We start from the raw sequence: 25,244 nt of genomic DNA on the forward strand, positions 1-25,244 counted from the left end.
GGCGTAGGACGGTCCAGCGCTGTCCAACGCGGGGCACGTCGGCGAGTCACTGCGGGAGCGCCCGGGTGGCGCCGGACGGGTGGGCAAAACGCCTGTAGGAGGCAGCAACCATTGCCATACGGGCGCGGCTCATGCATGCTCCGGTGAACGCCGGGAGGCCCCTGTGGGGCCCGGGAAGGGCTCCGAGCGGGGCTTTTCGCAGGCTCTGGGCAGAGGAGGAGTGTCGCCGTACCCTTGAGGGTATGGGGTTGGGAAGATGATTCCCGGACGACCTTCCAGGTCCTGAACGTCGCACCACCTGAAAACGCCGACCCTCCCACAGAGGACTCCTTCGCCGAGACACCCATGGCCGGTCACGAATTCTCCGAACCCGCGGACCGCAAACGGCAGGTCGCCGATCCCACGGCGACCCCCCGAGCGGCGGAAGAACCGCGTCACGCCTGCGATCCCGCCTTCCTGCACGGTGTCGTCGTCGGATTCGACGGCTCGACCTCCAGTGAGCGGGCCCTCGCCTATGCGATCGGGATGGCCCACCGCTCCGGATCGGGCCTGATCATCGTCCACGTCGCCAACCGGCTGCCCACCACGGTGTGGGCGGGCTGCGAGCCTCCGGTCTTCGTCGACGTACCGGACCACCGCACGGAAGTGCTCGGACTCGAACTGGCCTGCGCGGAGTACCTGTCAGAGGTGCCGTGGATCCTCGTCGAGCGTGGCGGGGACATCTGCCACGAGCTGGAGGAGGTCGGCCGCGAGTACAGCGCGGACGCGATCGTCGTCGGCTCCACGCACGGCATCGTCGGGCGCATCTTCGGCTCGGTCGCGGGCCGTCTCGCGCGTCGTGCGCAGCGCCCCGTCGTCGTCATTCCGTAACGCCCGCCCGCTGTCGGGGAGTTGGGGCGTATGAGGCCCAACTCGCTTTGTGCAGTGCTTTTGTGGACAGATAAATCTACTCGCGCGTAGAGGTGGTTCGTGCCCCGGGGAGGGGTACATAAGGGTCACAACGGCGTCTCGGAACGGCGGGTGACGGCCACCGGACGAGGCGGGCGCGGGTCGGGGTAATGGGCGACCCCGACCCCTTGAGGAACGACCCCCTGTGTGCTGGTGGCACGCACAGGGGGTCGTTCACTTGTGGAGGCCGTGTGGTGACTACTCCACGGTCACGGACTTCGCGAGGTTGCGCGGCTTGTCGATGTCCCGGCCGAGCGCCAGCGCCGTGTGGTAGGCGAGCAGCTGGAGCGGGATGCCCATCAGGATCGGGTCCAGCTCGTTCTCGTTCTTCGGCACCAGGATGGTCTGGTCGGCCTTCTCCTGCTCCTGGTGCGCGACCGCGAGGATCTTGCCGCTGCGGGCCTTGATCTCCTCCAGGGCGGCGCGGTTCTTCTCCAGGAGGTCGTCGTCGGGGACGATCGCGACGGTCGGCAGGGCGGGCTCGATGAGCGCGAGCGGGCCGTGCTTCAGCTCGGAGGCGGGGTAGGCCTCGGCGTGGATGTACGAGACCTCCTTGAGCTTCAGCGAGGCCTCGCGGGCGACGGGGTAGCCGCGCACGCGCCCGATGAAGAGCATCGAGCGGGCTTCCGCGTACTGCTTGGCGATCTTCTTGATCTCGTCCTCCTGCTTGAGGATCTCCGAGATCTGTCCCGGCAGCTTGCGCAGGCCCTCGATGATCCGCTTGCCGTCGGAGACCGACAGGTCACGGATGCGGCCCAGGTGCAGGGCGAGCAGGCCGAAGGCGACCGTGGTGTTGGTGAAGCACTTGGTCGAGACGACGCAGACCTCCGGGCCCGCGTGGACGTACACGCCCGCGTCCGCCTCGCGGGCGATCGCCGAGCCGACCACGTTCACGACGCCGAGGACGCGGGCGCCCTTGCGCTTGAGCTCCTGGACGGCGGCCAGCACGTCGTACGTCTCGCCGGACTGGGAGACCGCGATGTAGAGGGTGTCGGGGTCCACGACCGCGTTGCGGTAGCGGAACTCGGACGCCGGCTCCGCGTCGGCGGGGATGCGGGCCAGCTCCTCGATCATCTGGGCGCCGATCATGCCCGCGTGGTACGAGGTGCCGCAGCCGAGGATCTTGACGCGGCGCACCTTGCGGGCGTCGTGCGCGTCGAGGTTCAGGCCGCCGAGGTGCACGGTGGAGAAGCGGTCGTCGATGCGGCCGCGCAGGACGCGGTCGACCGCGTCGGGCTGCTCGAAGATCTCCTTGTGCATGTAGGTGTCGTGGCCGCCCATGTCGTACGACTCGGCCTCCCACTCCACGGTGGTCGGCGACGCGGTCGTGCGCGAGCCCTCGGTGGTGTAGGTGCGGTAGTCGTCGGCCTTGATGGTGGCCATCTCGCCGTCGTCGAGCGTGACGACCTGGCGGGTGTGGGAGACCAGCGCGGCGACGTCCGAGGCGACGAACATCTCCTTCTCGCCGATGCCGAGGACGACGGGCGAGCCGTTGCGGGCGACGACGATGCGGTCGTTGAAGTCGGCGTGCAGCACGGCGATGCCGTACGTGCCCTCGATGTGGCGCAGCGCCTCGCGGACCTTCTCCTCCAGCTTGTCGGCCTGGGAGCGGGCGATGAGGTGGGTGAGGACCTCGGTGTCGGTCTCGGAGAGGAACTCGACGCCGTCGGCGGTGAGCTTGGCGCGCAGCTCGGAGGCGTTGTCGATGATGCCGTTGTGGACGACGGAGACCTTGCCGTCCGCGGAGAGGTGCGGGTGGGCGTTCTCGTCGGAGGGCGCGCCGTGGGTGGCCCAGCGGGTGTGGGCGATGCCGGTCGTGCCCTTGAAGCGGGCCGGGACCTTGGCCTCCAGGTCGCGGACGCGGCCCTTGGCCTTCACCATCTTCAGGCCGCTGGCCTTGGGGCCGGTGACGGCGATGCCCGCGGAGTCGTAGCCGCGGTACTCCAGGCGCTGCAGGCCTTCGAGGAGGAGCGGGGCGACGTCACGCTTGCCGATGTATCCGACGATTCCGCACATAAAGGGTGTCCTAGCCGTAGACGATGCGGCGCAGCTGCCTGAGGGTGAGCTCCGGTGGTGCGACCGCGCGGTATTCGAGATCCGCCGAGATCTGCTGGAAGATCGCCGCGTTCAGCAGGCCCTGACCCTGCAGCTCGCGGTGGCGGCGACGGACGAACTGTTCGGTCGTCTCGTCGAAGTAGGCGAGCACGTCCTGGATCACCCGCAGCGCTTCGCCCCGCTGGAGCGGGGTGCTGCGGGTGAGGTGATCCACCAGGTCGTCGTGCATTCGTTGATCCTGGGGTATCGGACACCCTTTCGCAAGAATCCTGCCCGGAATCGGGCAGGGGCGTGTCGAACGGGCCATTCCGTGGCGCGATCGGCCCTCACATGCGGCTCACGTGCCGCGTTCACATGCGGCTCACGTGCCGCGTTCACATGCGGCGCAGGACCGCCTGCTTGGCCGTCGTGAACTCCTCGTCCGTGAGGATCCCGGCCTGGTGCAGCTCGCCCAGCTCCCGCAGGCGGCGCAGGAGCGCGTCGTGGTCGTCGGCGGCGGGCCGCTCCGCTCCGGCCCCCGCTTCCGCCGCGGACGGGCCCGCGAGCGACTTCGGGGCGGCGGCCGGGGCCGAGGGATGCGGCAGACGGGCCTGGACGGCGGCCGCCACCAGTGCCATCAGCGGGTCCTTCTTGAAGCCCCACAGCTCGACGGAGTTCGGGTCGTACTTCGGCGGGGCCTTGGTCGGCGCGTTCCGCACCGTGAACCGCAGGCAGCCGTTCTCCAGTCCGGCCGCGGGCTGCCACTCCACCGCCGCGATGTCCGCGAGCGCCAGCGACCGCGTGCCGGCCGCCGTCTTCGCCTCCTCCGTCTTCCAGTTCCACTCAAGACGGATCGTCTCCCCGTCGAAGCTCGCGGTGCCGTCCCCCGCGGAGACGGAGAGCGGCACGGAAGGACCCGTCAGGAGGTACGCGTCGCAGGGCGTCGCCGGCACCTGTTCGATCAGATGGGCGTTGCGCACCTCGTCGACCAGATACTCCGCCACCCCGTACCGGTCGGGCTCGACCGTCAGCTGATACGGGTCGGAGGAGTCCGTCAGCTGACCGCCCGTCGCCTGGAGCAGCGGGTCGGAGCCGTCGCGCAGCCGCAGCCGCAACCGGCCCGACTTCTTCCCCTGTTCGAAGGCGATGCCCGCCAACGCCGTGAGCGGGACGGTCAGTTCGCCCAGTGTCTTGCGCAGCAGGGACACGTTCTTGTCGTGGCCCGGCACAAGGCGCAGCGTCTCCCCGTCGAAGGTCCAGGTCCCGTCGCGCTGGATGATTTCCGCCATACGGGGATTCTCGCACCGAGCCCTTGGACAAATGGTCTACACCCCTTGACCCCTTGTGAGGGCCGGGTTACCAATGGGAACCGTTCGATTGCGATGCACCACAAACCACGCCGGCCCATCGAAGGGACCCGCTTGTGAGATCGCACAGAAGAACGACACGCATCCTCGGTTCGCTCCTGCTCGTGGCGGCCGCCGGGATCTCCTCCTTCGCCGCCGCACCCGCACCGGGTGAGGCGAGAGCCCCGGCCACCACACCGCTCGGCCAGGTCGTGCCCGCGCCGCTGGCCGCCGAGCCGGGCGGCGCCGGGTACGAGATCACCGCCAAGACCCGCATCCGCGTCGGCAAGGGCAACGCCGAGGAACGCCGCGTCGCCGAGTACCTCGCCGAGCTGCTGCGCCCCTCCACCGGATACCGGCTCCCCGTCACCAGCGACAAGGGATCCGACGGCATCCGGCTGCGCATCAGCGCCGAACCGGCGAACAAGGCGCTCGGCGACGAGGGATACCGCGTCATCTCCGCGCGCGGCTCCCTCACCATCACCTCCTGGAGCGGCGCAGGACTCTTCCACGGCGTACAGACCGTGCGGCAGCAGCTGCCCGCCGCCGTGGAGAAGAAGACGAAACAGCGCGGGCCCTGGCGGATCGCGGGCGGCACCGTCAAGGACATGCCGCGCTACGGCTACCGCTCCACGATGCTCGACGTCTCACGGCACTTCTTCACCGTCGACCAGGTCAAGCGCTACATCGACCAGGCCGCCCTCTACAAGATGAACAAGCTGCACCTGCACCTCAGCGACGACCAGGGCTGGCGCATCGCCATCGACTCCTGGCCGCGCCTCGCCGCGTACGGCGGCTCCACGCAGGTCGGCGGCGGCAAGGGCGGCTACTACACGAAGGCGCAGTACAAGGAGATCATCGACTACGCCGCGTCGCGGTACCTGGAAGTCGTCCCCGAGATAGACATGCCGGGGCACACCAACGCCGCTCTCGCCTCGTACGCCGACCTCAACTGCAACGGCGTCGCCCCGCCGCTCTACACCGGCACAGAGGTCGGCTTCAGCTCGCTGTGCGTCAAGAAGGACGTCACGTACGACTTCGTGGACGACGTGATCCGCGAGCTCGCCGCGATTACGCCCGGCAAGTACCTCCACATCGGCGGCGACGAGGCGCACTCCACCAGCCACGAGGACTTCGTCGCCTTCATGGACAAGGTGCAGCCGATCGTCGCCAAGTACGGCAAGACGGTGATGGGTTGGCACCAGCTGGCCGGCGCCAACCCGGCCAAGGGCGCCGTCGCGCAGTACTGGGGCTACGACAGGACCGGCGCCGCCGAGCGCGAGCAGGTGGTCAACGCCGCGAAGAACGGCACCAAGCTGCTGCTCTCGCCGGCCGACCGCGCCTACATCGACCACAAGTACACCAAGGACACCCCGCTCGGCCTCTCCTGGGCCGGCTATGTCGAGGTGCGGCGCTCCTACGACTGGGACCCGGCCACCTACCTCCAGGGCGCGCCCGAGGACGCGGTCATCGGCGTCGAGGCGCCGTTGTGGACGGAGACCCTCTCGACCCCGGCGCACCTGGACTACATGGCGTTCCCGCGGCTGCCCGGCATCGCCGAGCTCGGCTGGTCGCCCGCGGCCACGCACGACTGGGACACGTACAAGGTGCGGCTCGCCGCGCAGGCACCGCGCTGGGACGCGCTGGGCATCGGCTACTACGCGTCGCCGCAGGTGCCCTGGCCCGCCGACAGTTCCCGCAAGTCGTACCACTCCATGAGGAAGGAGGGCACGCCTTTGCACAGCCCGAGGTAGGCCTCGCGGTGGCTGGAGGCCGCGATCGCCATGTAGGCGCGCTCGACGTCCGTCAAGGTGGCGTCCCGCGGCATCCAGTGCTCCGCCCGGGGGCGCGTCACCCAGGCGTGCACCAGCTCGGAGTCGGTCAGGGGATCGAGCGGCCGCACCGTGCCGTCGAGACGGACGGTGGGCAGGTGGAGGTCAGCAAGCGCGGACAAGGTGCTCTCCCAGGTACTGCTCGGCGTGGCCGGCGATCAGGTCGAGGACGGCTTCGATGTCGGCGATGGTCGTCCCGGGGTCGAGCAGGGTGAACCTGAGGTACTGGCGGCCACCCGCCCGGGTGGTCGCCACGACGGCGTCGCCGGAGGTGTGGAGCGCCTTGCGGGCGTACAGGTTGGCGCGGTCGATCGCGGCGGGCGCGCAGATCGTCGCCGGGATGTACCGGAAGACGAGGGTGGAGAGCTGGGGCTCGGAGACGACGTCGAACCGCGGGTCGGCGACGAGCAGTTCCCAGCCGCGGGTGGCCAGACCGCAGGCCTCGTCGAAGCGGTCGCCGATGTCGTTCGCGCCCCTCACACGCAGCGTCATCCACAGCTTCAGCGCGTCGAAGCGGCGGCCCGCCCGCGGCTCGGGCAGCGCCCGGTCCCGTACCAGGACGGCGGACGAACCCACCGGCTGGTGGAAGGACTTGTCGAAGTCCACGGCGACGGAGTCGGCGCGCTCGATGCCGTCGAGGAGGTGCCGGTTGCGGCGCGAGGCGAGCAGCCCGCAGCCGTACGCGGCGTCGACGTGCAGCCAGGTGCCGTACTGCGTGCAGAGCCGGGCGATCTCCGGCAGCGGGTCGATGGAGCCGAAGTCGGCGGTGCCCGCGGTGGCGACGACCGCCATGGGGGAGAGGTCGTCGCGTGCGCAGCGTTCCAGCGCGCGGGCGAGGGCCACGGTCTGCAGGCGTTTGTCGCGGTCGGTGGGGACGGTCACGACGGCTTCCTCGCCGAGGCCGAGCAGCCGGGCCGTCCGCCGGACGCCGGTCTGCGCGGCCTCGGAGACGAAGATCCGCAGGGTGGCCGGGTCCCGGTCCCCGGCCTCCTCGCGGGCGAGGAGCAGGGCCTGCAGTTCGGCGTCGCCGCCGCCCTCGGTGAACGCCCCGTCGGCGGCCGGTCCGAGGCCGATGCGCTCGGCGGTCCAGTCGAGGACGCGGCGCTCGATGAGCGGGGCGCCGGCCGGCTGGTCCCAGGTGCCGAGGTGGCGGGGGCCATGGGCGCGTACGGCGTCCCGCACCTGCAGCTGGTCGAGTTCGTCGAGGGCCGCGAGGGTGTCGTACAGGGGCTCGTCCAGGTCGACGGCCGCGACGCCCGCGGTCACGGAGGTGCGGTACCGCTTCGCGGTGGTGCCGTTGAGCAGGTGCGCGCGCATGGGCTGTCCTCCGGGTGAGGGGTTAACTTAGGTAAGCCTAACCTAATCCCGTCTCGGCGTGGAGGCCGGGAGCCGGAAAACGAAACCGCCCCCTCCGGGAGTGAAGGGGGCGGCGGGCAACGGCCGTTACTTGAGCTTCTTCGCCTTCTCGATCGCGTCGGCCAGGTCCTCGAGGATCGGTGCGCACTTGTCGTACGAGAAGATCGGCTCCGCGATGCGCGGGATGACCTGCCCGGCCTTGACCGCGGGCAGCTTCTTCCAGGTCGGCTTGGCGATGTCGGCCGGCTGGATCGCCGAGGTGCGGTTGTCCATCATGATGACGTCCGCCCGGTACTTGTCGACGTTCTCCCAGCTCAGGTTCTCGAACCAGCCGCCGGACTCCTTCTTGGCCGCCTCGGAGGGCTCGACGAGGTTCACGCCGAGCGCCTTGAAGTACTCCAGGTCGACGGAGAGGTTGGAGCCGGAGACGTAGAACAGGTCCTGGCTCGCGGAGCCGACGAGGACCTTGATGTCCTTGTGCGCCTTGGCGACCTTGCGCAGCCGCTCGGACGCGTCCTCGAAGCGCTTCTTCGCCTTGACGACCTTGTCGGCCTTCACGTCGGCGCCGAGCGACTCGGCGAGCGCCTGGATGCGCTGCAGCGGGTGCGTGAGCTGGCGGTCGTAGACGCTGATGCCGACGCTCGGAGCGAGCCCCAGGATCTTGTCCTTGCTCTCCTCCGGCACGTACCAGAGCGTGCCCTTGTCGTCGAACATCGTCGAGATCAGCACGTCCGGCGCGAGGCCCGCGTACTTCTCGATGTTGAACTGACCCCACTCGTTGCCGATGATCGTCAGCTTGCTGATGTCCATGTCGCCGGCCTGGACGTCGGCCTTGCCGTCCTTGGTCTTCGTCGGGCCGAAGACGCCCTTGACCTCGATGCCGTAGTCGAACAGGGCCGCGGCGACGCCCGTGAACGCCACGATGTTCTTCGGCGTCGCGTCCCGCTCGGCGGTCTGGCCCCGGTCGTCCTTGAAGCTCCAGGGGCCGGTCTTGCCGCCGCCCTCGGTCTTGCCCGACCCGTCCTTCTTCTCGCTGCCGCAGGCCGCGAGCGCGGCGGTGAGGCCGAGGGCTCCGCCGGCGGCGAGGATGCCTCGGCGGGACGGCTGGGGGAGGCGGACCTGGCGCATGTGGGTCTCTGCTTTCGTGGACGTACGGCGGCGGGGCCGCTGGCCGGAATTAGAGCTTAGGCTAACCTAAGCTAACCCCCGGGCCGACGGCCCCTCGCGGCACGGCCCGCGATCAGCTCGCGGTCAGCTCGCGAAACCCAGCTCCCGGGCGATCAGCATGCGCTGCACCTCGCTCGTCCCCTCGCCGATCTCCAGGATCTTCGAGTCACGCCACATGCGGGCCACCGGGTACTCGTTCATGAAGCCGTACCCCCCATGGATCTGCGTGGCCTCGCGGGCGTTGTCCACCGCGACCGTCGACGAGTAGAGCTTCGCGATCGCCGCCTGCTTCTTGAAGGGCTCGCCCGCGACCAGCCGCGACGCCGCGTCGTACCAGCCCACGCGCGCCATGTGCGCCCGTGTCTCCATGTCGGCGATCTTGAACTGGATGGCTTGATTCGCACCGATCGGCCTGCCGAAGGCGTGCCGCTCCCGCGCGTACTTCACCGACTCGTCCACACACCCCTGGGCGAGACCGGTGGCGAGCGCGGAGATCGCGATCCGGCCCTCGTCGAGGATGCGCAGGAACTGCGCGTACCCCCGGCCCTCCTCGCCGAGCAGGTTCGCCGCCGGGACGCGGACGTCCGAGAAGGACAGCTCGCGGGTGTCCGAGGCGTTCCACCCCACCTTCGAGTAGGGCGCGGCGACCGTGAACCCGGGCGTCCCCGACGGCACGATGATCGAGGAGATCAGCGGGCGCCCGTCGTCCTTGCGGCCGGTGACGGCGGTGACCGTGACCAGACCCGTGATGTCCGTGCCGGAGTTGGTGATGAAGCACTTCGAGCCGTTGATCACCCACTCGTCGCCGTCGCGCACCGCCGTCGTGCGCGTCCCGCCCGCGTCGGATCCGCCGTCCGGCTCGGTGAGGCCGAACGCACCGAGGGCCTCGCCCGCGCAGAGCCGCGGCAGCCACTCCCGCTTCTGCTCCTCGGTGCCGAAGAGGTGCAGCGGCATGGCGCCGAGGGAGACACCGGCCTCCAGGGTGATCGCCACGGACGAGTCGACGCGCGCGAGTTCCTCCAGGGCGATGCCGAGCGCGAAGTAGTCACCGCCCATCCCGCCGTACTCCTCCGGGAAGGGGAGGCCGAACAGGCCCATGCGGCCCATCTCGCGGACGATCTCGTACGGGAACTCGTGGCGCTCGTAGAAGTCGCCGATCTTGGGGGCGACGACGTCGTGCGCGAACGCCTCGACCGTGCGCCGCAGTTCCTCGTGCTCGGGGCTCAGACGGTGGTCCATCGTTGTTCACTGCTCCTGTGGGGCGGCGGTCTGCGGGGAGACGGTCTGCTCTTCGTGGGAGCGGGCCGTCAGGGCACGAACGGTGCGGGACGGGCTGGGTCGGCCCAACTGGTCGGCCATCCAGGCGCTGGTGGCGCTGAGACGGACGAGGTCGACCCCGGTGTCGATGCCGAGGCCGTGGAGCATCCACACGAGGTCTTCGGTGGCGAGGTTGCCGGTGGCGCTCTTCGCGTACGGACAGCCGCCGAGGCCGCCCGCCGACGCGTCCACCGTCGTCACACCGTGCTGGAGGGCGGCGAGGGTGTTGGTGAGCGCCTGGCCGTACGTGTCGTGGAAGTGGACGCCGATGCGCTCGGTCGGCACCTGCACCGCGTTGAGCGCGGCGAGCATCGCCGAGACGTGGCCCGGTGTGGCCACGCCGATCGTGTCGCCGAGGCTCAGCTCGTCGCAGCCCATGTCGAGCAGCGCGCGGCAGACGCGGACGACCTTGGAGATCGGCACGGCGCCCTCCCAGGGGTCGCCGAAGCACATCGACAGATAGCCGCGCACATGGACGCCCTGCTCGCGCGCGCGGGCGACCACCGGCGCGAACATCGCGAGGGCCTCGTCCACCGTGCGGTTCAGGTTGGCCCGGGCGAACGACTCGGTGGCGCTCGCGAAGACGCCGACGCGGTGCGCGCCGAGGGCGAGGGCGCGGTCGAGGCCGCGTTCGTTCGGCACGAGGACCGGCAGGTGGACGCCCTGGAGGTCGCCGAGGAGCGGGAAGAGGTCCTCGGCGTCGGCCAGTTGGGGCACCCACTTGGGGTGCACGAAGCTGGTCGCCTCGACGGTGGTGAGGCCCGCGTCGGCGAGGCGGTGGATGAACTCCGCCTTGATCTCGGTGGGGACGACCGTCTTCTCGTTCTGCAGGCCGTCGCGGGCGCCCACTTCGTGGATGCGGACGCGGGTGGGCAGGCCGCGGGTCGGCACGACCATGGGGAGCGGTGCGGACGCCAGTTCCAGCGGCTCGTCCCCCGCGGTGCCGGGTGCGGCCTTCGGCTCGGTGCTGGTCATTCCTGCTCCTCCTCGGGGGTGACGACGGCGAGGACCTGGTCCATGGCGACGGTCGTGCCCGGGGTGACGTCGAGCTCGGTGACGGTGCCGGCGTGCGGGGCGGAGATGACGTGCTCCATCTTCATCGCCTCGACGACCAGCAGGCTCTGGCCCGCGGCCACCGTGTCGCCGGGGGAGACCTTCACGACGGTGACGGTGCCGGGCATGGGGGCGGTGAGCGCGTCCGCCCCGGCGTGCGCGGCGCCGGTGAGGGAGGCGGCGACGGGGTCGTGGTCCTGCACGTGCCAGGCGTCGCCGTCCCGGCCCAGCCAGTCGCCCGCGCGGCGGAAGGTGTGCAGGGTGCCGTCGACGGTGACGCGCACGCGGTCGGCGGTGACGGTGCGGCCGGTGCCGCGCAGGCGGTGAGTGACGGGGTCGAGTCCCGCGGCCTTGAGCCAGTGCGTCACGGGTGCCGGGGTGCCGCCGAGCCGCCAGCCGCTCGGCACGGAGAACGGGTCGGTCCAGCCGTCGGCGCCTGCGGACGTGGGCTTGAGGGCGTCCTCGCGGACCGCGGCCGCCGCCTCGTACACCTCGTCGGGCACGCCGTCCGGGACGAGACCGACCGCCTCGCGCTCCACCAGGCCGGTGTCCAGCTCGCCCGCGACGACCGCTGGGTGCGCGAGGAGGCGGCGCAGGAAGCCCGCGTTCGTCGGCACGCCGAGGGTGACCGTGTCGGCGAGGGCGGCCCGCAGCTTGCGCAGGGCCGTCGCGCGGTCCGGGCCGTACGCGATGACCTTCGACAGCATCGGGTCGTAGAGACTGCCGACCTCCGTGCCCTCGCTCAGGCCGGAGTCGGTGCGCACGCCGTCACCCTGCGGCTCGTGCAGCGCGAGGACCGTGCCGCCGGAGGGCAGGAAGCCGCGCGAGGGGTCCTCGGCGCAGACGCGGGCCTCCACCGCGTGCCCGGTGAGGGTGATGTCGTCCTGGCCGAACGGCAGCGGCTCGCCCGCCGCCACGCGCAGCTGCCACTCCACCAGGTCGAGACCGGTGATGAGCTCCGTGACGGGGTGCTCCACCTGGAGGCGGGTGTTCATCTCCATGAAGTAGTACGACGACGGGTCGCCGCCGGGGACGATGAACTCGACCGTGCCCGCGCCCGCGTACCCGCACGAGCGGGCCGCCTGGACCGCGGCCTCGCCCATCGCCGCGCGCGTGGCCTCGTCGAGGAGGACGCTCGGCGCCTCCTCGATGATCTTCTGGTGGCGGCGCTGGAGCGAACACTCGCGCTCGCCGAGGTGCACCACGTTGCCGTGGCCGTCCGCGAGGACCTGGATCTCGATGTGCCGGGGGCGGTCGACCCACCGCTCCACGAGCAGCGTGTCGTCGCCGAAGGAGGCGCGGGCCTCACGACGGGCCGCCGCGATCTCGTCGGCGATGAGCGCCTCGTCACGGACCAGGCGCATGCCCTTGCCGCCGCCGCCCGCGCTCGGCTTGAGCAGCACCGGCGTACCGATCTCGCGCGCCGCGTCGGCCAGTTGGGCATCCGTCAGGCCGCTGCCCGAGGAGCCGGGAACGACCGGCACACCGGCCGCCTCGACGGTCGCCTTGGCGCGGATCTTGTCTCCCATGAGGGAGATGGCCCCGGCGGGCGGGCCGATGAAGGTCAGGCCCGCGTCGGCGCAGGCCTGCGCGAACTCCGCGTTCTCCGCCAGGAATCCGTACCCCGGATGGACCGCCTGGGCGCCGGACCTCGCCGCCGCCTCCAGGATGCGGTCCACGCGCAGATAGCTCTCAGTGGCGGCCGCGGGGCCGATCCGCACCGCCGTGTCGGCCTCGCGCACGTGCCGTGCGTCCGCGTCCGCGTCGCTGAAGACGGCGACCGAACGGACGCCCATCTCCCGCAGCGTACGGATGACGCGGACCGCGATCTCGCCCCGGTTGGCGACCAGAACCGTGTCGAACATCGTCATTCGTTCCTCACATCCGGAAGACGCCGAAGCCGGGCGCCGTCTCGTCCCGCTGGGGGAGCGGTGCGCCCGCGCACGCGGTCAGGGCCAGACCCAGCACCTGCCGGGTCTCCATGGGGTCGATCACGCCGTCGTCCCAGAGGCGGGCCGTGGCGTAGTAGGCATTCCCCTGCTCCTCGTACTGCGCGCGGATCGGGTCCTTGAAGGTCTCCTCGTCCGCGGCGCTCCACTGCTCGCCGCGGGCCTCCAACTGGTCGCGCTTGACCGTGGCGAGGACGGAGGCGGCCTGCTCGCCGCCCATCACGGAGATCTTGGCGTTCGGCCACATCCACAGGAAGCGGGGGCTGTAGGCCCGGCCGCACATCGAGTAGTTGCCCGCTCCGTACGAACCGCCGACGACGACCGTCAGCTTCGGCACGCGCGTGGAGGCCACGGCCGTGACCATCTTCGCGCCGTGCTTGGCGATGCCGCCCGCCTCATAGTCCCGGCCGACCATGAAGCCGGAGATGTTCTGCAGGAAGACCAGGGGGATGCCGCGCTGGTCGCAGAGCTCGATGAAGTGGGCGCCCTTCTGGGCGGACTCGGAGAACAGGATGCCGTTGTTCGCGATGATCCCGACGGGGTGGCCGTGGATGTGGGCGAAGCCGGTGACCAGCGTCGTCCCGTACTCCGACTTGAACTCGGCGAAGCGGGAGCCGTCGACCACGCGCGCGATGACCTCCCGCACGTCGTAGGGGGTGCGGGAGTCCGTGGGCACCGCGCCGTACAACCCCAGGGGGTCGACCTTCGGCTCCTCGGCGGGCTGCACCGGCCAGGGCAGGGGGGCGCGCTCGGGGAGGGTCGAGACGATCGTGCGGACGATGCGCAGGGCGTGCGCGTCGTCCTCCGCGAGGTGGTCGGTGACGCCGGAGGTGCGCGAGTGGACCTCGCCGCCGCCCAGCTCCTCCGCCGTGACGACCTCGCCGGTCGCGGCCTTCACCAGGGGCGGTCCGCCGAGGAAGATCGTGCCCTGCTCGCGCACGATCACCGCCTCGTCGCTCATCGCGGGCACATACGCTCCACCGGCCGTGCAGGAGCCGAGGACGGCGGCGATCTGCGGGATGGCGGCGGCCGACATCCGCGCCTGGTTGTAGAAGATCCGGCCGAAGTGCTCGCGGTCGGGGAAGACCTCGTCCTGCATCGGCAGGAAGGCGCCGCCCGAGTCGACCAGGTAGAGACACGGGAGGCGGTTCTCCAGGGCCACCTCCTGGGCGCGGAGGTGCTTCTTCACGGTCATGGGGTAGTACGTGCCGCCCTTGACCGTGGCGTCATTGGCGACGATCACGCACTCGCGGCCCGAGACGCGGCCGATGCCCGCGATGACGCCCGCCGCGGGGGCACCCCCGCCGTACAACCCGTCCGCCGCGAGCGGGGCCAGCTCCAGGAAGGGCGAGCCGGGGTCCAGGAGCGTGTCGACGCGGTCGCGGGGCAGCAGCTTGCCGCGCGCCACATGGCGGGCCCTGGCCCGCTCCCCGCCGCCGAGCGCGGCCGCCGCGAGCTTGGCCCGCAGCTCGTCGACGAGGGCCGTGTGGGCCGCCTCGTTCGCCCGCCATGCCTCGGACGCGGGATCAGCCGCGCTCGTCAGCACTGGTGCCTGCCGCATCAGTCGAGCCCCCTTGCTCGGTTAATGACCGTTAACGGTTTCCTTTAGGTTAACGAGCGCTAACCGGCCTGTCTAGAATCAATTCCATGGCCACGAGAACCGACGCCCCCACCCGGCGCGAGCAGATCCTCAAGGAGGCCGCCCGGCTCTTCGCCGAGCGTGGCTTCCACGGAGTCGGAGTCGACGAGATAGGAGCCGCCGTCGGCATCAGCGGGCCCGGTCTCTACCGGCACTTCGCGGGCAAGGACGCGATGCTCGCCGAGCTGCTCGTCGGCATCAGCGGGCAGCTCCTCACGGGCGGCAAGCACTGCGTGGCCGACGTGGGCGGCTCGCCCGAGCGGGTGCTCGACGCACTCATCCAGGGCCACATCGACTTCGCGCTCGACGACCGCTCCCTGATCACCCTGCACGACCGCGAGCTCGACCGCCTGCGGGACAGCGACCGCAAGCTGGTCCGCCAGCTCCAGCGGCAGTACGTGGAGATCTGGGTCGACATCGTCCGCAAGGTCTACCCGGACCTCGCCGAGAACGCGGCGCGCGTGGCCGTGCACGCGGTCTTCGGGCTGCTGAACTCCACGCCGCACCTGAGCCGCCGCGACGCGCTGCCCAGCCGGGCGGCCATGGCGGAACTCCTGCACCGCCTGGCCCGGGGGGCCTTCGAGGCCGCCGCCGAGTGACACGCATCTCTGGACGCTCTGGTGACTGCCGGGTAACCTTGCTCTGAGCAAGCGCTTAGTCGACGTAGGCAGATGCAGGCAGAGGGAGTTCTCCGTGCGCCGTACCGTTTTCAATGAGGACCACGAGGCGTTCCGGGAGACCCTGCGCGCCTTCATCGAGGCCGAGGTCGTCCCCGTCCACGACGAGTGGTTCGCCGCCGGTCAGGTGCCGCGCGAGTTCTACTACAAGCTCGCCGAGCTGGGCCTCTTCGGCATCAACGTCCCCGAGGAGTTCGGCGGCGCCGGCCTGGACACCCACAAGTTCGAGGCCATCCAGTACGAGGAGACGGCCCGCGCGGGCGTCACCTTCGGCGGCTCCGGCGTGCACGTGCTGCTGGCCCTGCCCTACATCAAGGCGCTCGCCACCGACGAGCAGAAGAAGCGCTACCTGGAGAAGTTCGTCTCCGCCGAGGAGATGTGGGCCCTCGCGATGACCGAGCCGGGCACCGGCTCCGACCTCGCGGGCATGAAGAGCACGGCCAAGCTCTCCGAGGACGGCACCCACTACGTCCTCAACGGCTCCAAGACCTTCATCACCGGCGGCGTCCACGCCGACCGCGTGATCGTCTGCGCCCGCACCTCCGCCCCCACCGCCGAGGACCGCCGGTACGGCATCTCGCTCTTCGCCGTCGACACCAAGTCCGAGGGCTACTCCATCGGCCGCAAGCTGGACAAGCTCGGCCTGAAGACCTCCGACACCGCCGAGCTCGCGTTCGTCGACGTCAAGGTGCCCGTCGAGGACCTCCTCGGCGAGGAGAACAAGGGCTTCTACTACCTCGGCAGCAACCTGCCCTCCGAGCGCTGGGGCATCGCCTACGGAGCGTACGCACAGGCCAAGGCCGCCGTCCGGTTCGCCAAGGAGTACGTCCAGGACCGCACGGTCTTCGGCAAGACCGTCGCCTCCTTCCAGAACACCAAGTTCGAACTGGCCGCCTGCCAGGCCGAGGTGGACGCCGCCGAGGCCGTCGCCGACCGCGCCCTCGAAGCCCTGGACGCGGGCGAGCTCACGGCCGCCGAGGCCGCGTCCGCGAAGCTGTTCAACACCGAGGTCGCGCACCGCGTCATCGACAAGTGCCTCCAGCTGCACGGCGGCTACGGCTTCATGAACGAGTACCCCATCGCCCGCCTGTACGCGGACAACCGCGTCAACCGCATCTACGGCGGCACCAGCGAGGTCATGAAGATGATCATCGCGAAGAACATGGGCCTGTAAGCCCGGTCCGCGAAGACAGCCCTGTAGAACTGCGTTCATGAACCAGGCACTTGAGGGCCTCCTCGATCTGCTCGACCTGGAGCAGATCGAGGAGGACATCTTCCGGGGCGTGAGCCGCCCGTCCATCGTGCCCCGCGTCTTCGGCGGGCAGGTCGCCGCGCAGGCACTGGTCGCCGCCGGACGCACCGTCCCCGACGACCGCCCCGCCCACTCCCTGCACGCGTACTTCCTGCGTGCCGGGGACCCCGGCGCGCCCATCGTGTATACGGTCGACCGGATCCGGGACGGCCGTTCCTTCACCACGCGCCGCGTCGTCGCCGTCCAGCACGGGCACCCGATCTTCCACCTCTCCGCGTCCTTCCAGACGTACGAGGAAGGCCTGGAGCACCAGACCGGCATGCCGGAAGCGCCCGACCCGGAGACGCTGCCCACCGCCGCCGAGATGCTCCCGCGCCACCTGCCCGCGCACGTCGCCGAACGGCTCGTGGAGGCGCGCGCCGCCGTCGACCTGCGCTACGCGGACGTACCGCCGTGGGGCACCGTCGGACAGCCCCGCGAACCGCGCTCCCAGGTGTGGTTCCGCGCCAACGGCAAGCTGGCCGACGACTCCCTGCTGCACGTCTGCCTCGCCACGTACGTCTCCGACATGACGCTCCTCGACTCGGTGCTGCTCGCGCACGGCAGGGGCGGCTGGGCCGTCGGCGACGTGGTCGGCGCCTCGCTCGACCACGCCATGTGGTTCCACCGGCCCTTCCGCGCGGACGAATGGCTCCTCTACGACCAGGAGTCGCCGTCGTCCTCCGGCGGGCGCGGGCTCGGCCAGGCGCGGATCTGGACGCAGGACGGGCGGCTCGCGGTCACGGTCATCCAGGAGGGTGTCGTCCGGGTCCCGCGATGAGGCCGGGGCCGGTGCGGTCCGGAGTTCGCGTCTGCCGCTGATCGGACATACCGTCCGATACATGAGTGAGCAACCCTCCGAGGCGGGCGGCGAGAGCACGTTCACCGTCATCGTCGCCGCCGTCGCCAACCTCGGGATCGCGTTGGCCAAGGCCGTCGCGGGCATCATCAGCGGCTCAAGCGCCATGCTCTCCGAAGCGGCGCACTCCGTCGCCGACACCGTCACCGAGCTGATGCTGCTCGTCTCCCTGAAGGCGAGCGACAAGCCCGCCGACGAGGAGCACCCCCTCGGCTACGGCGGCGCCCGCTACATCTGGGCGCTCCTCGCCTCCGTCGCCACGTTCGTCGGCGGCGGCGTCTTCGCCGTCTACGACGGCATCCACACCCTCACCCACGGCGAGGACCCCGGCGACCCCCTCATCTCGTACGTCGTGCTCGGCATCGCCTTCCTCCTGGAGGGCTACTCGCTGCGCACCGGACTCAAGCAGGCGCGCGGCGAGGCCGACCGCTTCGGAGTCCGCATCAAGCGCTATCTGCGCCACACCCCCGACACCGCGGTCAAGGCGGTCGTGATGGAGGACTCCGCCGCACTCGTCGGCCTCGTGCTCGCCGCGGCCGGGCTCCTCGGCGGGCAGCTCACCGGGTCCGGCGTGTGGGACGGCATCGCCTCGCTCTGCATCGGCGTGCTCCTCGTGTACGTCGCCTGGGTCCTCGGACACGCCAACTCCGAGCTCCTCATCGGGCGTCCGCTGCCGCCCGACATGCGGGCGGCGGTCCGCGCCGAACTCCTCGCCGACCCGCACGTGGTGGACGTACTGGAGCTGACCACGCTCCTCCAGGGCCCCAAGGAGGCGCTGGTCGCCGCGAAGGTCGACTTCCGGGACATGTCGAGCGCGGCGGACATCGAGCGGGCCTGCGACCGGATGGCGCTCCGCGTCCAGGAACGTTTCCCCGCGGTCCGCAGGGTCTACCTGGACCCGACGCCGGGGCCCGCTCAGGAGCCGGGCGTCAGCCCCGCCGCGTCGAGCAGGTAGGCCGTCATCGGGTCGTAGTGGCGCGGGCTCGTCACGTGGTCGTCGAGCGGCACGGTCACCTGGACGGTGCCCTCGGCCTCGCCGATGAACAGTGCCGGGTCGTTGCAGTCCGCGTAACCGACGGAGTCCAGGCCGCGCTGGCCCGCGCGGCCCGCCCAGCCGTGGTCGGCGACGACGAGGTCGGGCTGCGGCCGGCCCTCGCGCTCCAGGCCGTCCAGGATCGCGTTCATCGGCTCCGGCGAGTGCGTGTGCCACAGCGTCGCGCCGCGCTCCAGCATCGCCACGTCCGCGAACTGGAAGACCATGCCCTCGTCGGCCGTCAGGCCCTCGGGGATCACGACGATCTCGCAGCCCGCCGCGCGCAGGGCGGCGGCCGTCGCGCGGTGCACGTCGAGCAGGCCTCCGGGGTGGCCCGTCGCGAACAGCACGCTCTCCTTGCCTGCGGCCGCCTTCCGCAGGCGTGCGGCCATCCGCTCCAGGGCGTCGACCGTCAGCTCCGGGTCGATCGTGTCCTGGCCGTACCGGTGCTCCGGGTCGTCGATGACGCCGCAGCGCTCCGCCATCACCGCGAGGACGTCCTGCTCGTCCGTCCAGCGGTCGCCGAGCTCAAGACCGAGCCAGTAGTGGCGGTCGCCGTTCGCGAGCTTCCTGTAGTGGCTGAGGTTGTTGTCGCGGGGTGTGGCCACGTCGCCCGCGATGCGGGTGCGGACGAGGTGATCGACGAGCGCGGCGCGGCTGGGTATCGGCATGTCTCCCATTCTGCGGGACGAGTGCGGGACGAGTGCTCTGCGCAGGGGGGCGGGTTTGCTCAGCCTGCGGCTGCGGCTGCGGTGCGGGTCTGTGGGGGCTGGTCGCGCAGTTCCCCGCGCTCCTTTGTCCGTACCTGCTCCTAGGTGGTCGTCCGGGTGAGGGCGAACCAGAGTTCCATGCGGATGTCCGGGTCGTTCAGGTCGGAACCCAGGAGGGACTCGCAGCGGGTGATGCGTTGGCGGACCGTGTTGCGGTGGATTCCCAGGGCCACCGCCGTGCGGTCCCAACTGCCGTGCAGGGAGAGCCAGGTGCGCAGGGTCGACGTAAGGGCCTCGTTGTCCGTCAGCGGGGCGAGCAGCACGCGCGCGTGGGCGTCGGCCTCCTCGGGGGCCATCAGGGCGGCGAGGCCGTTCGCGTGGTGGCGGACGAGGGGGGCTCGCGTGGCCTCCGCGCGGCGCAACGCGCGGGCCGCCTGCGCGTCGGCGGCGGACAGGCCGGTGGCCGTGGCGGGTGCGGAGACGCCGAGGACCCAGCCGTCGGTGACGGCGGGTTCGCGGTCGGCGGGGACCAGGAGGCGTACCGCGCCCTCGACGGAGTCGGCGGCGTCCGGCGGGTCCACCAGGGCGGTGCCGAGCGCCGCGGCGAGCGCGGCGGCCGCCAGTGGAGTGTGGCCCGCGACGAGGCCGACGCCCACGCGCGCGTGCACCACATGCCAGTGCCCGGCACCCAGCAGCGGCGCCACCTCCGCCGGGGCCGCGCCGACGAGCAGCCGCACGAGGGCCGCCGAGCGTGCCGCCTCGGAGGTGCTCTGGTGCTCCCCGGTGAGCAGCGAGAGCAGCACCACCGCGGCCCCCGCGATGGTGTGGTCCCCGGGCTCGCGGCGTTCGGTGGCGGTGGCGAGCACGAAGCCGCGGCCGCCGCCGAGCGCGTACGCCGCGAGGTGGACGTCCCCGGCCGTGTCGGCGGCGGACGCGGGCGTCCCGGGCTCGCCGCGCCCCACGACACCGGTCAGTCCCCGCAGCGCGTCCCGTGCCGTCTCCCGCGTGCGGCCCGCCGACTGCAGCTCGGTGCCGTCAGGGCCGTAGAGGACGGCGGTGCCGCCGAGGCGGGACGCCAGCTGACGCAGGACCGCCGGGACCGGGTCCGTCCTCGCCGCCGCCGTGGCGAGGCCCTGCTGCGCCTCCGTGACCCGGCGCAGCTCCGCGTGCCGCGCCTCCGCCATCAGCCGCCACACCGCGCGGGCGACTCCGCTGAACGTGGTCCGCCGCGGGACCTCGACGAGCGGCAGCCCGTGCCGGTCGCACGCCTCGGCCAGGGCGCGCGGCACCGTGTCGTGCACGGGCGCCACGCCGAAGCCGAGGGCCGCGCCGCCCGCGGCGACGATGCGGGAGACATACGCGTCGAGGTAGTCGCCGGCCGCGTCCGACGGGTCCGTGATGTGCACGCCCGCCGTGAGGAGCAGCTCGCCGCCGAGGAGGTACGGGTAGGGGTCCGCCATCTCCGAGGTGTGCACCCACTGCACGGCCGTGCCCGCCGCCCGCGCGTCGGGCCCGGCGAGCTGCCGCAGGCCCAGGTCCTCGCGGGCGAGCAGCGCGGCGAGCGGCACGGGCGGTGTGGGGGGTGCCGTGGGGTCGGCCATATGGGCATTCCATCCGTACAGGGCGCGGAAAGTAGAGGAAACGTACACTTCAGCGTTGCTTTCCGGCCACCTAAGGTCGTGCCGACCGGAGGCCGTGGGTACGGGCGGATGTCCCCGCGGCCGGTCCTCACTCCCATCTGCACGACACGCCACCGAGGTGCGCGAAGGAGGCCCCCCAAATGGCCGTCGACTACACAGTGATCGTCGTCTATCTCGCAGGGATGCTGGCCATGGGCTGGTGGGGCATGCGCCGCGCCAAGTCCAAAGCCGAGTTCCTGGTCGCCGGGCGTCGCCTCGGGCCGTGGATGTACTCCGGGACCATGGCCGCGATCGTCCTCGGCGGTGCCTCCACCATCGGCGGCGTCGGCCTCGGCTACCAGTACGGGCTCTCCGGCGCCTGGATGGTGTTCACCATCGGCCTCGGTCTGCTCGCGCTGAGCGTGTTCTTCTCGGCCCGCATCGCGCGCCTGAAGGTCTACACCGTCTCCGAGATGCTCGACCTGCGCTACGGAGGGCGCGCGGGCGTCATCTCCGGAGTGGTCATGTGGGCGTACACGCTGATGCTCGCGGTCACCTCGACCATCGCGTACGCCACGATCTTCGACGTCCTCTTCGACCTGAACCGCACCGTGGCGATCATCATCGGCGGCGCGATCGTCGTCGCGTACTCCACGCTCGGCGGCATGTGGTCGATCACGCTCACCGACATGGTGCAGTTCGTGGTGAAGACCATCGGCGTGCTGCTGCTCCTGCTGCCCATCGCCGTCGTCAAGGCGGGCGGGTTCGGTGAGATGAAGGCCAAGCTGCCCACCGAGTACTTCGACCCGCTCGGCGTCGGCGGCGAGACGATCTTCACGTACGTGCTGATCTACACGTTCGGCATGCTCATCGGTCAGGACATCTGGCAGCGCGTCTTCACCGCCCGCAGCGACAAGGTCGCCCGCTACGGAGGCACCGTCGCCGGCACGTACTGCCTCGTGTACGCCATCGCGGGCGCCGTCATCGGCACCGCCGCCAAGGCCATGTACCCGAAGCTGCCGAGCGCCGACGCGGCCTTCGCCACCATCGTCAAGGACGAGCTGCCCATGGGCGTGCGCGGCCTCGTCCTCGCCGCGGCGCTCGCCGCCGTGATGTCGACGTCCTCCGGCGCCCTCATCGCCTGCGCCACCGTCGCCAACAACGACATCTGGTCGCGGCTGCGCGGCGCGGTGGGGAAGCCGGCCGGCGAGGAGCACGACGAGGTCAAGGGCAACCGCGCCTTCATCCTCGTCATGGGCGTCGCCGTCATCGTCATCGCCATCGCGCTCAACGACGTCGTCGAGGCGCTGACCGTCGCGTACAACCTGCTCGTCGGCGGCCTCCTCGTGCCGATCCTCGGCGGACTGCTCTGGCGGCGCGGGACGGCGCCGGGCGCGCTCGCGGCGGTCGTCGCGGGCGGCCTGTCCGTGATCGGCCTGATGTGGTGGTACGGGATCCTCGCCAACGAGCCCGTCTACTACGGCCTGTTGACCTCCCTCGCCGTGTACGTCGTCGTCTCCCTCGCCACGAGGCCGACCGACGCCCGGGTCCTCGCGGCCTGGCGGGAGCGGCTCGCCGGACGCGGCGCCGGGCCCGGGGCGGAGCAGCCCGTGGCGGAACCGGCCCCCACACCTCAGTAGAGTCAGAAAGCGCCCACAAAGCGCATCGAAGCGTAAGAAGGAAGGCATTCCATGAGCAGCAACGAGACGCCGCGCGGCCCCGTCGACTCCTCCCGCATCCCGCGGTATGCGGGCCCGGCGACGTACGCCCGGCTGCCCCGCCTCGACGAGGTCGGCGGCAGGACCGACATCGCGGTGGTCGGCGTGCCGTTCGACACCGGCGTCTCGTACCGGCCCGGCGCCCGCTTCGGCGGCAACGCGATCCGCGAGGCCTCCCGCCTGCTGCGCCCCTACAACCCGGCGCAGGACGCCTCGCCGTTCGCCCTCGCGCAGGTCGCCGACGCCGGCGACATAGCGGCCAACCCGTTCAACATCAACGAGGCCGTGGAGACCATCGAGGCCGCCGCCGACGACCTCCTCGGCTCCGGCGCCCGCATGATGACTCTCGGCGGCGACCACACCATCGCGCTGCCGCTGCTCCGCTCGGTCGCCAAGAAGCACGGTCCCGTCGCGCTGCTCCACTTCGACGCGCACCTGGACACCTGGGACACGTACTTCGGTGCCGAGTACACGCACGGCACGCCGTTCCGCCGCGCCGTCGAGGAGGGCATCCTCGACACCGAGGCGCTCTCCCACGTCGGCACGCGCGGCCCGCTGTACGGCAAGAAGGACCTCACCGACGACGAGAAGATGGGCTTCGGCATCGTCACCTCGGCGGACATCTACCGCCGCGGCGCCGACGAGGTCGCCGACCAGCTCCGCCAGCGCATCGGCGACCGCCCCCTCTACATCTCCATCGACATCGACTGCCTCGACCCGGCCCACGCGCCCGGCACCGGCACCCCCGAGGCCGGCGGCATGACCTCCCGCGAGCTCCTGGAGATCCTGCGCGGCCTCGCCTCCTGCAACCTCGTCTCCGCCGACGTCGTCGAGGTCGCCCCGGCCTACGACCACGCGGAGATCACGGCCGTCGCCGCCTCCCACACGGCGTACGAACTGACGACGATCATGAGCAGGCAGATCGCGGAGGCCCGCGGGACGGTGAGCGAGCGGTGAGCCACGACCACGACATCGTCCTGCGCCCCACCGCCGCACAGACCGAGGCCGCTCTGAACCCGCCCGCCGGGCGCAACGGCGGCGACCTCGTCATGGAGACCCTCGCCGGACTCGGCGCGACCACCGTCTTCGGCCTGCCCGGCCAGCACGCGCTCGGCATGTTCGACGCGCTGCGGCGCTCCTCGCTCTCGTACGTCGGATTCCGCGTCGAGAACAACACGGGCTTCGCGGCGGACGCGTACGGCCGCATCACCGGCGAGGTCGCCCCGCTGCTCCTCTCCACCGGGCCCGGCGCGCTCACCTCGCTCGCCGCGCTCCAGGAGGCGGCCGCGGGCTCCTCGCCGGTCCTCGCCATCGGCAGCCAGGTCCCGGTCGCCGGGCTCGGCGGCGGCCGCCACGGCTACCTGCACGAACTCCGCGACCAGCAGGCCTCGTTCAGGGACGTCGTGAAGTCCGTGCACACCGTCCGCACGGCCTCGCAGATCCCGTCCGCCGTCGCCGCCGCCTGGGAGTCCGCGCTCACCGCGCCGCACGGCCCGGTGTGGGTGGAGATCCCGCAGGACGTGCTGCTCGCCGAGACGACGCTGCCCGTCGTCACCGCGATGGACGCGACGCCCGAGGAGGTCGTGCCGCGCCCCGAGCTGACCGCGGTCGCCGCCGACCTGCTCCTCCGTGCCGAGCGCCCCGCGATCATCGCGGGCGGCGGCGTCGTGCGCTCGGACGCCTCCGGCAAGCTCCGCGCGCTCGCCGAGCTCGTGAACGCCCCCGTCGTCACGACCTTCGGCGGCAAGGGCGCCTTCCCCTGGGAGCACCCGCTCTCGCTCCAGTCCTGGCTTGAGGACCGCCACACCACGGACTTCCTGGAGGACGCGGACGTCCTGCTCGTCGTCGGCTCCGGCCTCGGCGAGCTCTCCTCGAACTACCACACGTTCGCGCCCCGCGGCCGGGTGATCCAGATCGAGGCGGACGCCGGGAAGCTGGAGTCCAACCACCCCGCGCTCGGCATCCACGCGGACGCGCGGACCGCGCTCTCGGCGCTTCTGGAGACCATCGAGGAGCCCAGGGAGGACCCCGAGGCCCCGGAGCGGGTGTCCGCCGTCCTCGCGAAGGTCCGCGAGCGCATCGACGCCCAGGACCTCACCCTGGAACAGCGGATCCTCGCCGCCGTCCGCGAGGCCCTGCCGGACGCGTCACCGTCCTTCTGGGACATGACGATCCTCGCGTACTGGGCGTGGTCCGCGTTCGACGCGCGGCGCCCCAACACGATGCACTCGGCGCAGGGCGCGGGCGGCCTCGGCTACGGCTTCCCCGCCGCCCTCGGCGCGGCGGTCGCGGACCCCTCCCAGCCGGTGCTCGCCGTATCGGGTGACGGCGGCGCGATGTACTCGATCGCGGAGCTGGCGACGGCGCGGCAGTACGGGCTCAACGTGACCTGGCTGATCGTCGACGACGGCGGCTACGGCATCCTGCGCGAGTACATGTCCGAGGCCTTCGGCGAGGCGACGGCCACGGAGCTCGCGCGGCCGGACTTCGTGAAGCTCGCGGAGTCCTTCGGCGTGCCGGGCGTGCGGTCCTCCCCGGAGACGCTCCGGGACGACCTCGCGAAGGCGCTGGCCGAGCCGGGTCCTTCGGTCGTGGTGCTTCCTGCGCTGCTGCGGATGTTCGCTCCGACACATCTCGACTGATCGGCCCGGTTTCGTACAACCATTCACCCGTACCGGTGAGTCATGCGGGGTGAG

Annotated in this window: 21 protein-coding genes; 9 read left to right on the plus strand and 12 right to left on the minus strand. The window is 71.3% G+C overall.

Annotation, left to right across the window (positions count from 1 at the left end; translation table 11 throughout):
- Positions 1 to 345 precede the first annotated feature (345 nt).
- Positions 346 to 870 (plus strand): universal stress protein, encoded by a 525-nt coding sequence (locus DEJ48_RS25240; RefSeq protein WP_150218518.1) that lies wholly within the window; start codon positions 346 to 348, stop codon positions 868 to 870.
- Positions 871 to 1,146: 276 nt separating this feature from the next.
- Here DEJ48_RS25240 and glmS read toward each other — a convergent pair whose 3' ends face one another.
- From glmS to DEJ48_RS25255, 3 genes are all read right to left on the minus strand, one after another.
- A complete protein-coding gene (gene glmS / locus DEJ48_RS25245) occupies positions 1,147 to 2,964 on the minus strand; it encodes a glutamine--fructose-6-phosphate transaminase (isomerizing) (protein WP_150218520.1) in 1,818 nt (605 codons plus the stop codon).
- 10 nt (positions 2,965 to 2,974) lie between these two features.
- The gene (locus DEJ48_RS25250; protein ID WP_150218522.1) at positions 2,975 to 3,232 is read right to left on the minus strand and encodes a hypothetical protein; all 258 of its coding nucleotides are present in this window, start codon (positions 3,230 to 3,232) and stop codon (positions 2,975 to 2,977) included.
- A gap of 145 nt (positions 3,233 to 3,377) precedes the next feature.
- Positions 3,378 to 4,271, minus strand: coding sequence for a DUF4429 domain-containing protein (locus DEJ48_RS25255; RefSeq protein WP_150218524.1), 894 nt, complete (start codon positions 4,269 to 4,271; stop codon positions 3,378 to 3,380).
- A 134-nt stretch (positions 4,272 to 4,405) separates the two neighbouring features.
- On the opposite strand from DEJ48_RS25255, the gene DEJ48_RS25260 reads away from it, so the two are divergent.
- A complete protein-coding gene (locus DEJ48_RS25260; RefSeq protein ID WP_150218526.1) occupies positions 4,406 to 6,082 on the plus strand; it encodes a beta-N-acetylhexosaminidase in 1,677 nt (558 codons plus the stop codon).
- Here the strand turns inward: DEJ48_RS25260 and DEJ48_RS25265 are convergent.
- The 7 genes from DEJ48_RS25265 to DEJ48_RS25295 all read right to left on the minus strand — a co-directional run bounded on the left by DEJ48_RS25265 (position 5,986) and on the right by DEJ48_RS25295 (position 14,563).
- The gene (locus tag DEJ48_RS25265) at positions 5,986 to 6,282 is read right to left on the minus strand and encodes a GNAT family N-acetyltransferase (RefSeq protein WP_317850930.1); all 297 of its coding nucleotides are present in this window, start codon (positions 6,280 to 6,282) and stop codon (positions 5,986 to 5,988) included. The genes DEJ48_RS25260 and DEJ48_RS25265 overlap by 97 nt on opposite strands.
- A complete protein-coding gene (locus tag DEJ48_RS25270) occupies positions 6,266 to 7,477 on the minus strand; it encodes a pyridoxal phosphate-dependent decarboxylase family protein (RefSeq protein ID WP_150218528.1) in 1,212 nt (403 codons plus the stop codon). Before DEJ48_RS25270 ends, DEJ48_RS25265 begins: the two co-directional genes overlap by 17 nt.
- 126 nt (positions 7,478 to 7,603) lie before the next feature.
- Positions 7,604 to 8,644: an ABC transporter substrate-binding protein gene (locus DEJ48_RS25275; RefSeq protein ID WP_150218530.1), complete on the minus strand. Its 1,041-nt coding sequence runs from the start codon at positions 8,642 to 8,644 to the stop codon at positions 7,604 to 7,606.
- A 123-nt stretch (positions 8,645 to 8,767) separates the two neighbouring features.
- Positions 8,768 to 9,922 (minus strand): acyl-CoA dehydrogenase family protein, encoded by a 1,155-nt coding sequence (locus tag DEJ48_RS25280; protein WP_150218532.1) that lies wholly within the window; start codon positions 9,920 to 9,922, stop codon positions 8,768 to 8,770.
- A gap of 6 nt (positions 9,923 to 9,928) precedes the next feature.
- Positions 9,929 to 10,897: a hydroxymethylglutaryl-CoA lyase gene (locus tag DEJ48_RS25285; protein ID WP_150221388.1), complete on the minus strand. Its 969-nt coding sequence runs from the start codon at positions 10,895 to 10,897 to the stop codon at positions 9,929 to 9,931.
- A 74-nt stretch (positions 10,898 to 10,971) separates the two neighbouring features.
- The gene (locus DEJ48_RS25290) at positions 10,972 to 12,918 is read right to left on the minus strand and encodes an acetyl/propionyl/methylcrotonyl-CoA carboxylase subunit alpha (RefSeq protein WP_150218533.1); all 1,947 of its coding nucleotides are present in this window, start codon (positions 12,916 to 12,918) and stop codon (positions 10,972 to 10,974) included.
- 13 nt (positions 12,919 to 12,931) lie between these two features.
- Entirely contained in the window at positions 12,932 to 14,563 is a 1,632-nt protein-coding gene (locus tag DEJ48_RS25295; protein ID WP_150218535.1) for a carboxyl transferase domain-containing protein, read from the minus strand.
- 86 nt (positions 14,564 to 14,649) lie between these two features.
- Here DEJ48_RS25295 and DEJ48_RS25300 point away from each other — a divergent pair, with 86 nt between their 5' ends.
- From DEJ48_RS25300 to DEJ48_RS25315, 4 genes are all read left to right on the plus strand, one after another.
- The gene (locus tag DEJ48_RS25300) at positions 14,650 to 15,240 is read left to right on the plus strand and encodes a TetR/AcrR family transcriptional regulator (RefSeq protein ID WP_150218537.1); all 591 of its coding nucleotides are present in this window, start codon (positions 14,650 to 14,652) and stop codon (positions 15,238 to 15,240) included.
- A gap of 94 nt (positions 15,241 to 15,334) precedes the next feature.
- Positions 15,335 to 16,492: an acyl-CoA dehydrogenase family protein gene (locus DEJ48_RS25305; RefSeq protein ID WP_150218539.1), complete on the plus strand. Its 1,158-nt coding sequence runs from the start codon at positions 15,335 to 15,337 to the stop codon at positions 16,490 to 16,492.
- A 37-nt stretch (positions 16,493 to 16,529) separates the two neighbouring features.
- Positions 16,530 to 17,390 carry an acyl-CoA thioesterase gene (locus DEJ48_RS25310; protein WP_150218540.1) on the plus strand — a complete coding sequence of 287 codons (861 nt, stop codon included), beginning with the start codon at positions 16,530 to 16,532 and terminating at the stop codon, positions 17,388 to 17,390.
- Between the two features lie 61 nt (positions 17,391 to 17,451).
- The gene (locus DEJ48_RS25315) at positions 17,452 to 18,423 is read left to right on the plus strand and encodes a cation diffusion facilitator family transporter (RefSeq protein ID WP_150218542.1); all 972 of its coding nucleotides are present in this window, start codon (positions 17,452 to 17,454) and stop codon (positions 18,421 to 18,423) included.
- Here DEJ48_RS25315 and DEJ48_RS25320 read toward each other — a convergent pair.
- Together DEJ48_RS25320 and DEJ48_RS25325 are read right to left on the minus strand one after the other, a co-directional pair.
- Complete coding sequence (locus DEJ48_RS25320; protein ID WP_150218543.1) at positions 18,384 to 19,172, minus strand: phosphatase; 789 nt, start codon at positions 19,170 to 19,172, stop codon at positions 18,384 to 18,386. The two genes, DEJ48_RS25315 and DEJ48_RS25320, sit on opposite strands and share 40 nt — an antisense overlap.
- 140 nt (positions 19,173 to 19,312) lie before the next feature.
- Entirely contained in the window at positions 19,313 to 20,812 is a 1,500-nt protein-coding gene (locus tag DEJ48_RS25325; protein ID WP_150218545.1) for a PucR family transcriptional regulator, read from the minus strand.
- 179 nt (positions 20,813 to 20,991) lie between these two features.
- On the opposite strand from DEJ48_RS25325, the gene DEJ48_RS25330 reads away from it, so the two are divergent.
- From DEJ48_RS25330 to DEJ48_RS25340, 3 genes are read left to right on the plus strand one after another with little or no spacing between them, the layout of a single operon-like run.
- Positions 20,992 to 22,470, plus strand: a complete 1,479-nt coding sequence (locus tag DEJ48_RS25330) for a sodium:solute symporter (RefSeq protein ID WP_150218547.1) — start codon at positions 20,992 to 20,994, stop codon at positions 22,468 to 22,470.
- Positions 22,471 to 22,521: 51 nt separating this feature from the next.
- The gene (speB, locus tag DEJ48_RS25335; protein ID WP_150218549.1) at positions 22,522 to 23,505 is read left to right on the plus strand and encodes an agmatinase; all 984 of its coding nucleotides are present in this window, start codon (positions 22,522 to 22,524) and stop codon (positions 23,503 to 23,505) included.
- Positions 23,502 to 25,190 carry a thiamine pyrophosphate-binding protein gene (locus DEJ48_RS25340; protein ID WP_150218550.1) on the plus strand — a complete coding sequence of 563 codons (1,689 nt, stop codon included), beginning with the start codon at positions 23,502 to 23,504 and terminating at the stop codon, positions 25,188 to 25,190. Before speB ends, DEJ48_RS25340 begins: the two co-directional genes overlap by 4 nt.
- The last annotated feature ends 54 nt before the right edge of the window (positions 25,191 to 25,244 follow it).

Origin of the sequence: Streptomyces venezuelae (genome assembly GCF_008642315.1) — a bacterium.
GTDB lineage: Bacteria > Actinomycetota > Actinomycetes > Streptomycetales > Streptomycetaceae > Streptomyces > Streptomyces venezuelae_D.

What these genes read in the sequence shown, in the direction of transcription:
- DEJ48_RS25240 (WP_150218518.1), top strand. Translation starts at nt 346, where the DNA reads ATGGCCGGTCACGAATTCTCCGAACCCGCGGACCGCAAACGGCAGGTC.
- glmS (WP_150218520.1), bottom strand. Translation starts at nt 2,964, where the DNA reads ATGTGCGGAATCGTCGGATACATCGGCAAGCGTGACGTCGCCCCGCTC.
- DEJ48_RS25250 (WP_150218522.1), bottom strand. Translation starts at nt 3,232, where the DNA reads ATGCACGACGACCTGGTGGATCACCTCACCCGCAGCACCCCGCTCCAG.
- DEJ48_RS25255 (WP_150218524.1), bottom strand. Translation starts at nt 4,271, where the DNA reads ATGGCGGAAATCATCCAGCGCGACGGGACCTGGACCTTCGACGGGGAG.
- DEJ48_RS25270 (WP_150218528.1), bottom strand. Translation starts at nt 7,477, where the DNA reads ATGCGCGCGCACCTGCTCAACGGCACCACCGCGAAGCGGTACCGCACC.
- DEJ48_RS25275 (WP_150218530.1), bottom strand. Translation starts at nt 8,644, where the DNA reads ATGCGCCAGGTCCGCCTCCCCCAGCCGTCCCGCCGAGGCATCCTCGCC.
- DEJ48_RS25280 (WP_150218532.1), bottom strand. Translation starts at nt 9,922, where the DNA reads ATGGACCACCGTCTGAGCCCCGAGCACGAGGAACTGCGGCGCACGGTC.
- DEJ48_RS25285 (WP_150221388.1), bottom strand. Translation starts at nt 10,897, where the DNA reads ATGGTCGTGCCGACCCGCGGCCTGCCCACCCGCGTCCGCATCCACGAA.
- DEJ48_RS25290 (WP_150218533.1), bottom strand. Translation starts at nt 12,918, where the DNA reads ATGTTCGACACGGTTCTGGTCGCCAACCGGGGCGAGATCGCGGTCCGC.
- DEJ48_RS25295 (WP_150218535.1), bottom strand. Translation starts at nt 14,563, where the DNA reads ATGCGGCAGGCACCAGTGCTGACGAGCGCGGCTGATCCCGCGTCCGAG.
- DEJ48_RS25300 (WP_150218537.1), top strand. Translation starts at nt 14,650, where the DNA reads ATGGCCACGAGAACCGACGCCCCCACCCGGCGCGAGCAGATCCTCAAG.
- DEJ48_RS25310 (WP_150218540.1), top strand. Translation starts at nt 16,530, where the DNA reads ATGAACCAGGCACTTGAGGGCCTCCTCGATCTGCTCGACCTGGAGCAG.
- DEJ48_RS25315 (WP_150218542.1), top strand. Translation starts at nt 17,452, where the DNA reads ATGAGTGAGCAACCCTCCGAGGCGGGCGGCGAGAGCACGTTCACCGTC.
- DEJ48_RS25320 (WP_150218543.1), bottom strand. Translation starts at nt 19,172, where the DNA reads ATGCCGATACCCAGCCGCGCCGCGCTCGTCGATCACCTCGTCCGCACC.
- DEJ48_RS25325 (WP_150218545.1), bottom strand. Translation starts at nt 20,812, where the DNA reads ATGGCCGACCCCACGGCACCCCCCACACCGCCCGTGCCGCTCGCCGCG.
- DEJ48_RS25330 (WP_150218547.1), top strand. Translation starts at nt 20,992, where the DNA reads ATGGCCGTCGACTACACAGTGATCGTCGTCTATCTCGCAGGGATGCTG.
- speB (WP_150218549.1), top strand. Translation starts at nt 22,522, where the DNA reads ATGAGCAGCAACGAGACGCCGCGCGGCCCCGTCGACTCCTCCCGCATC.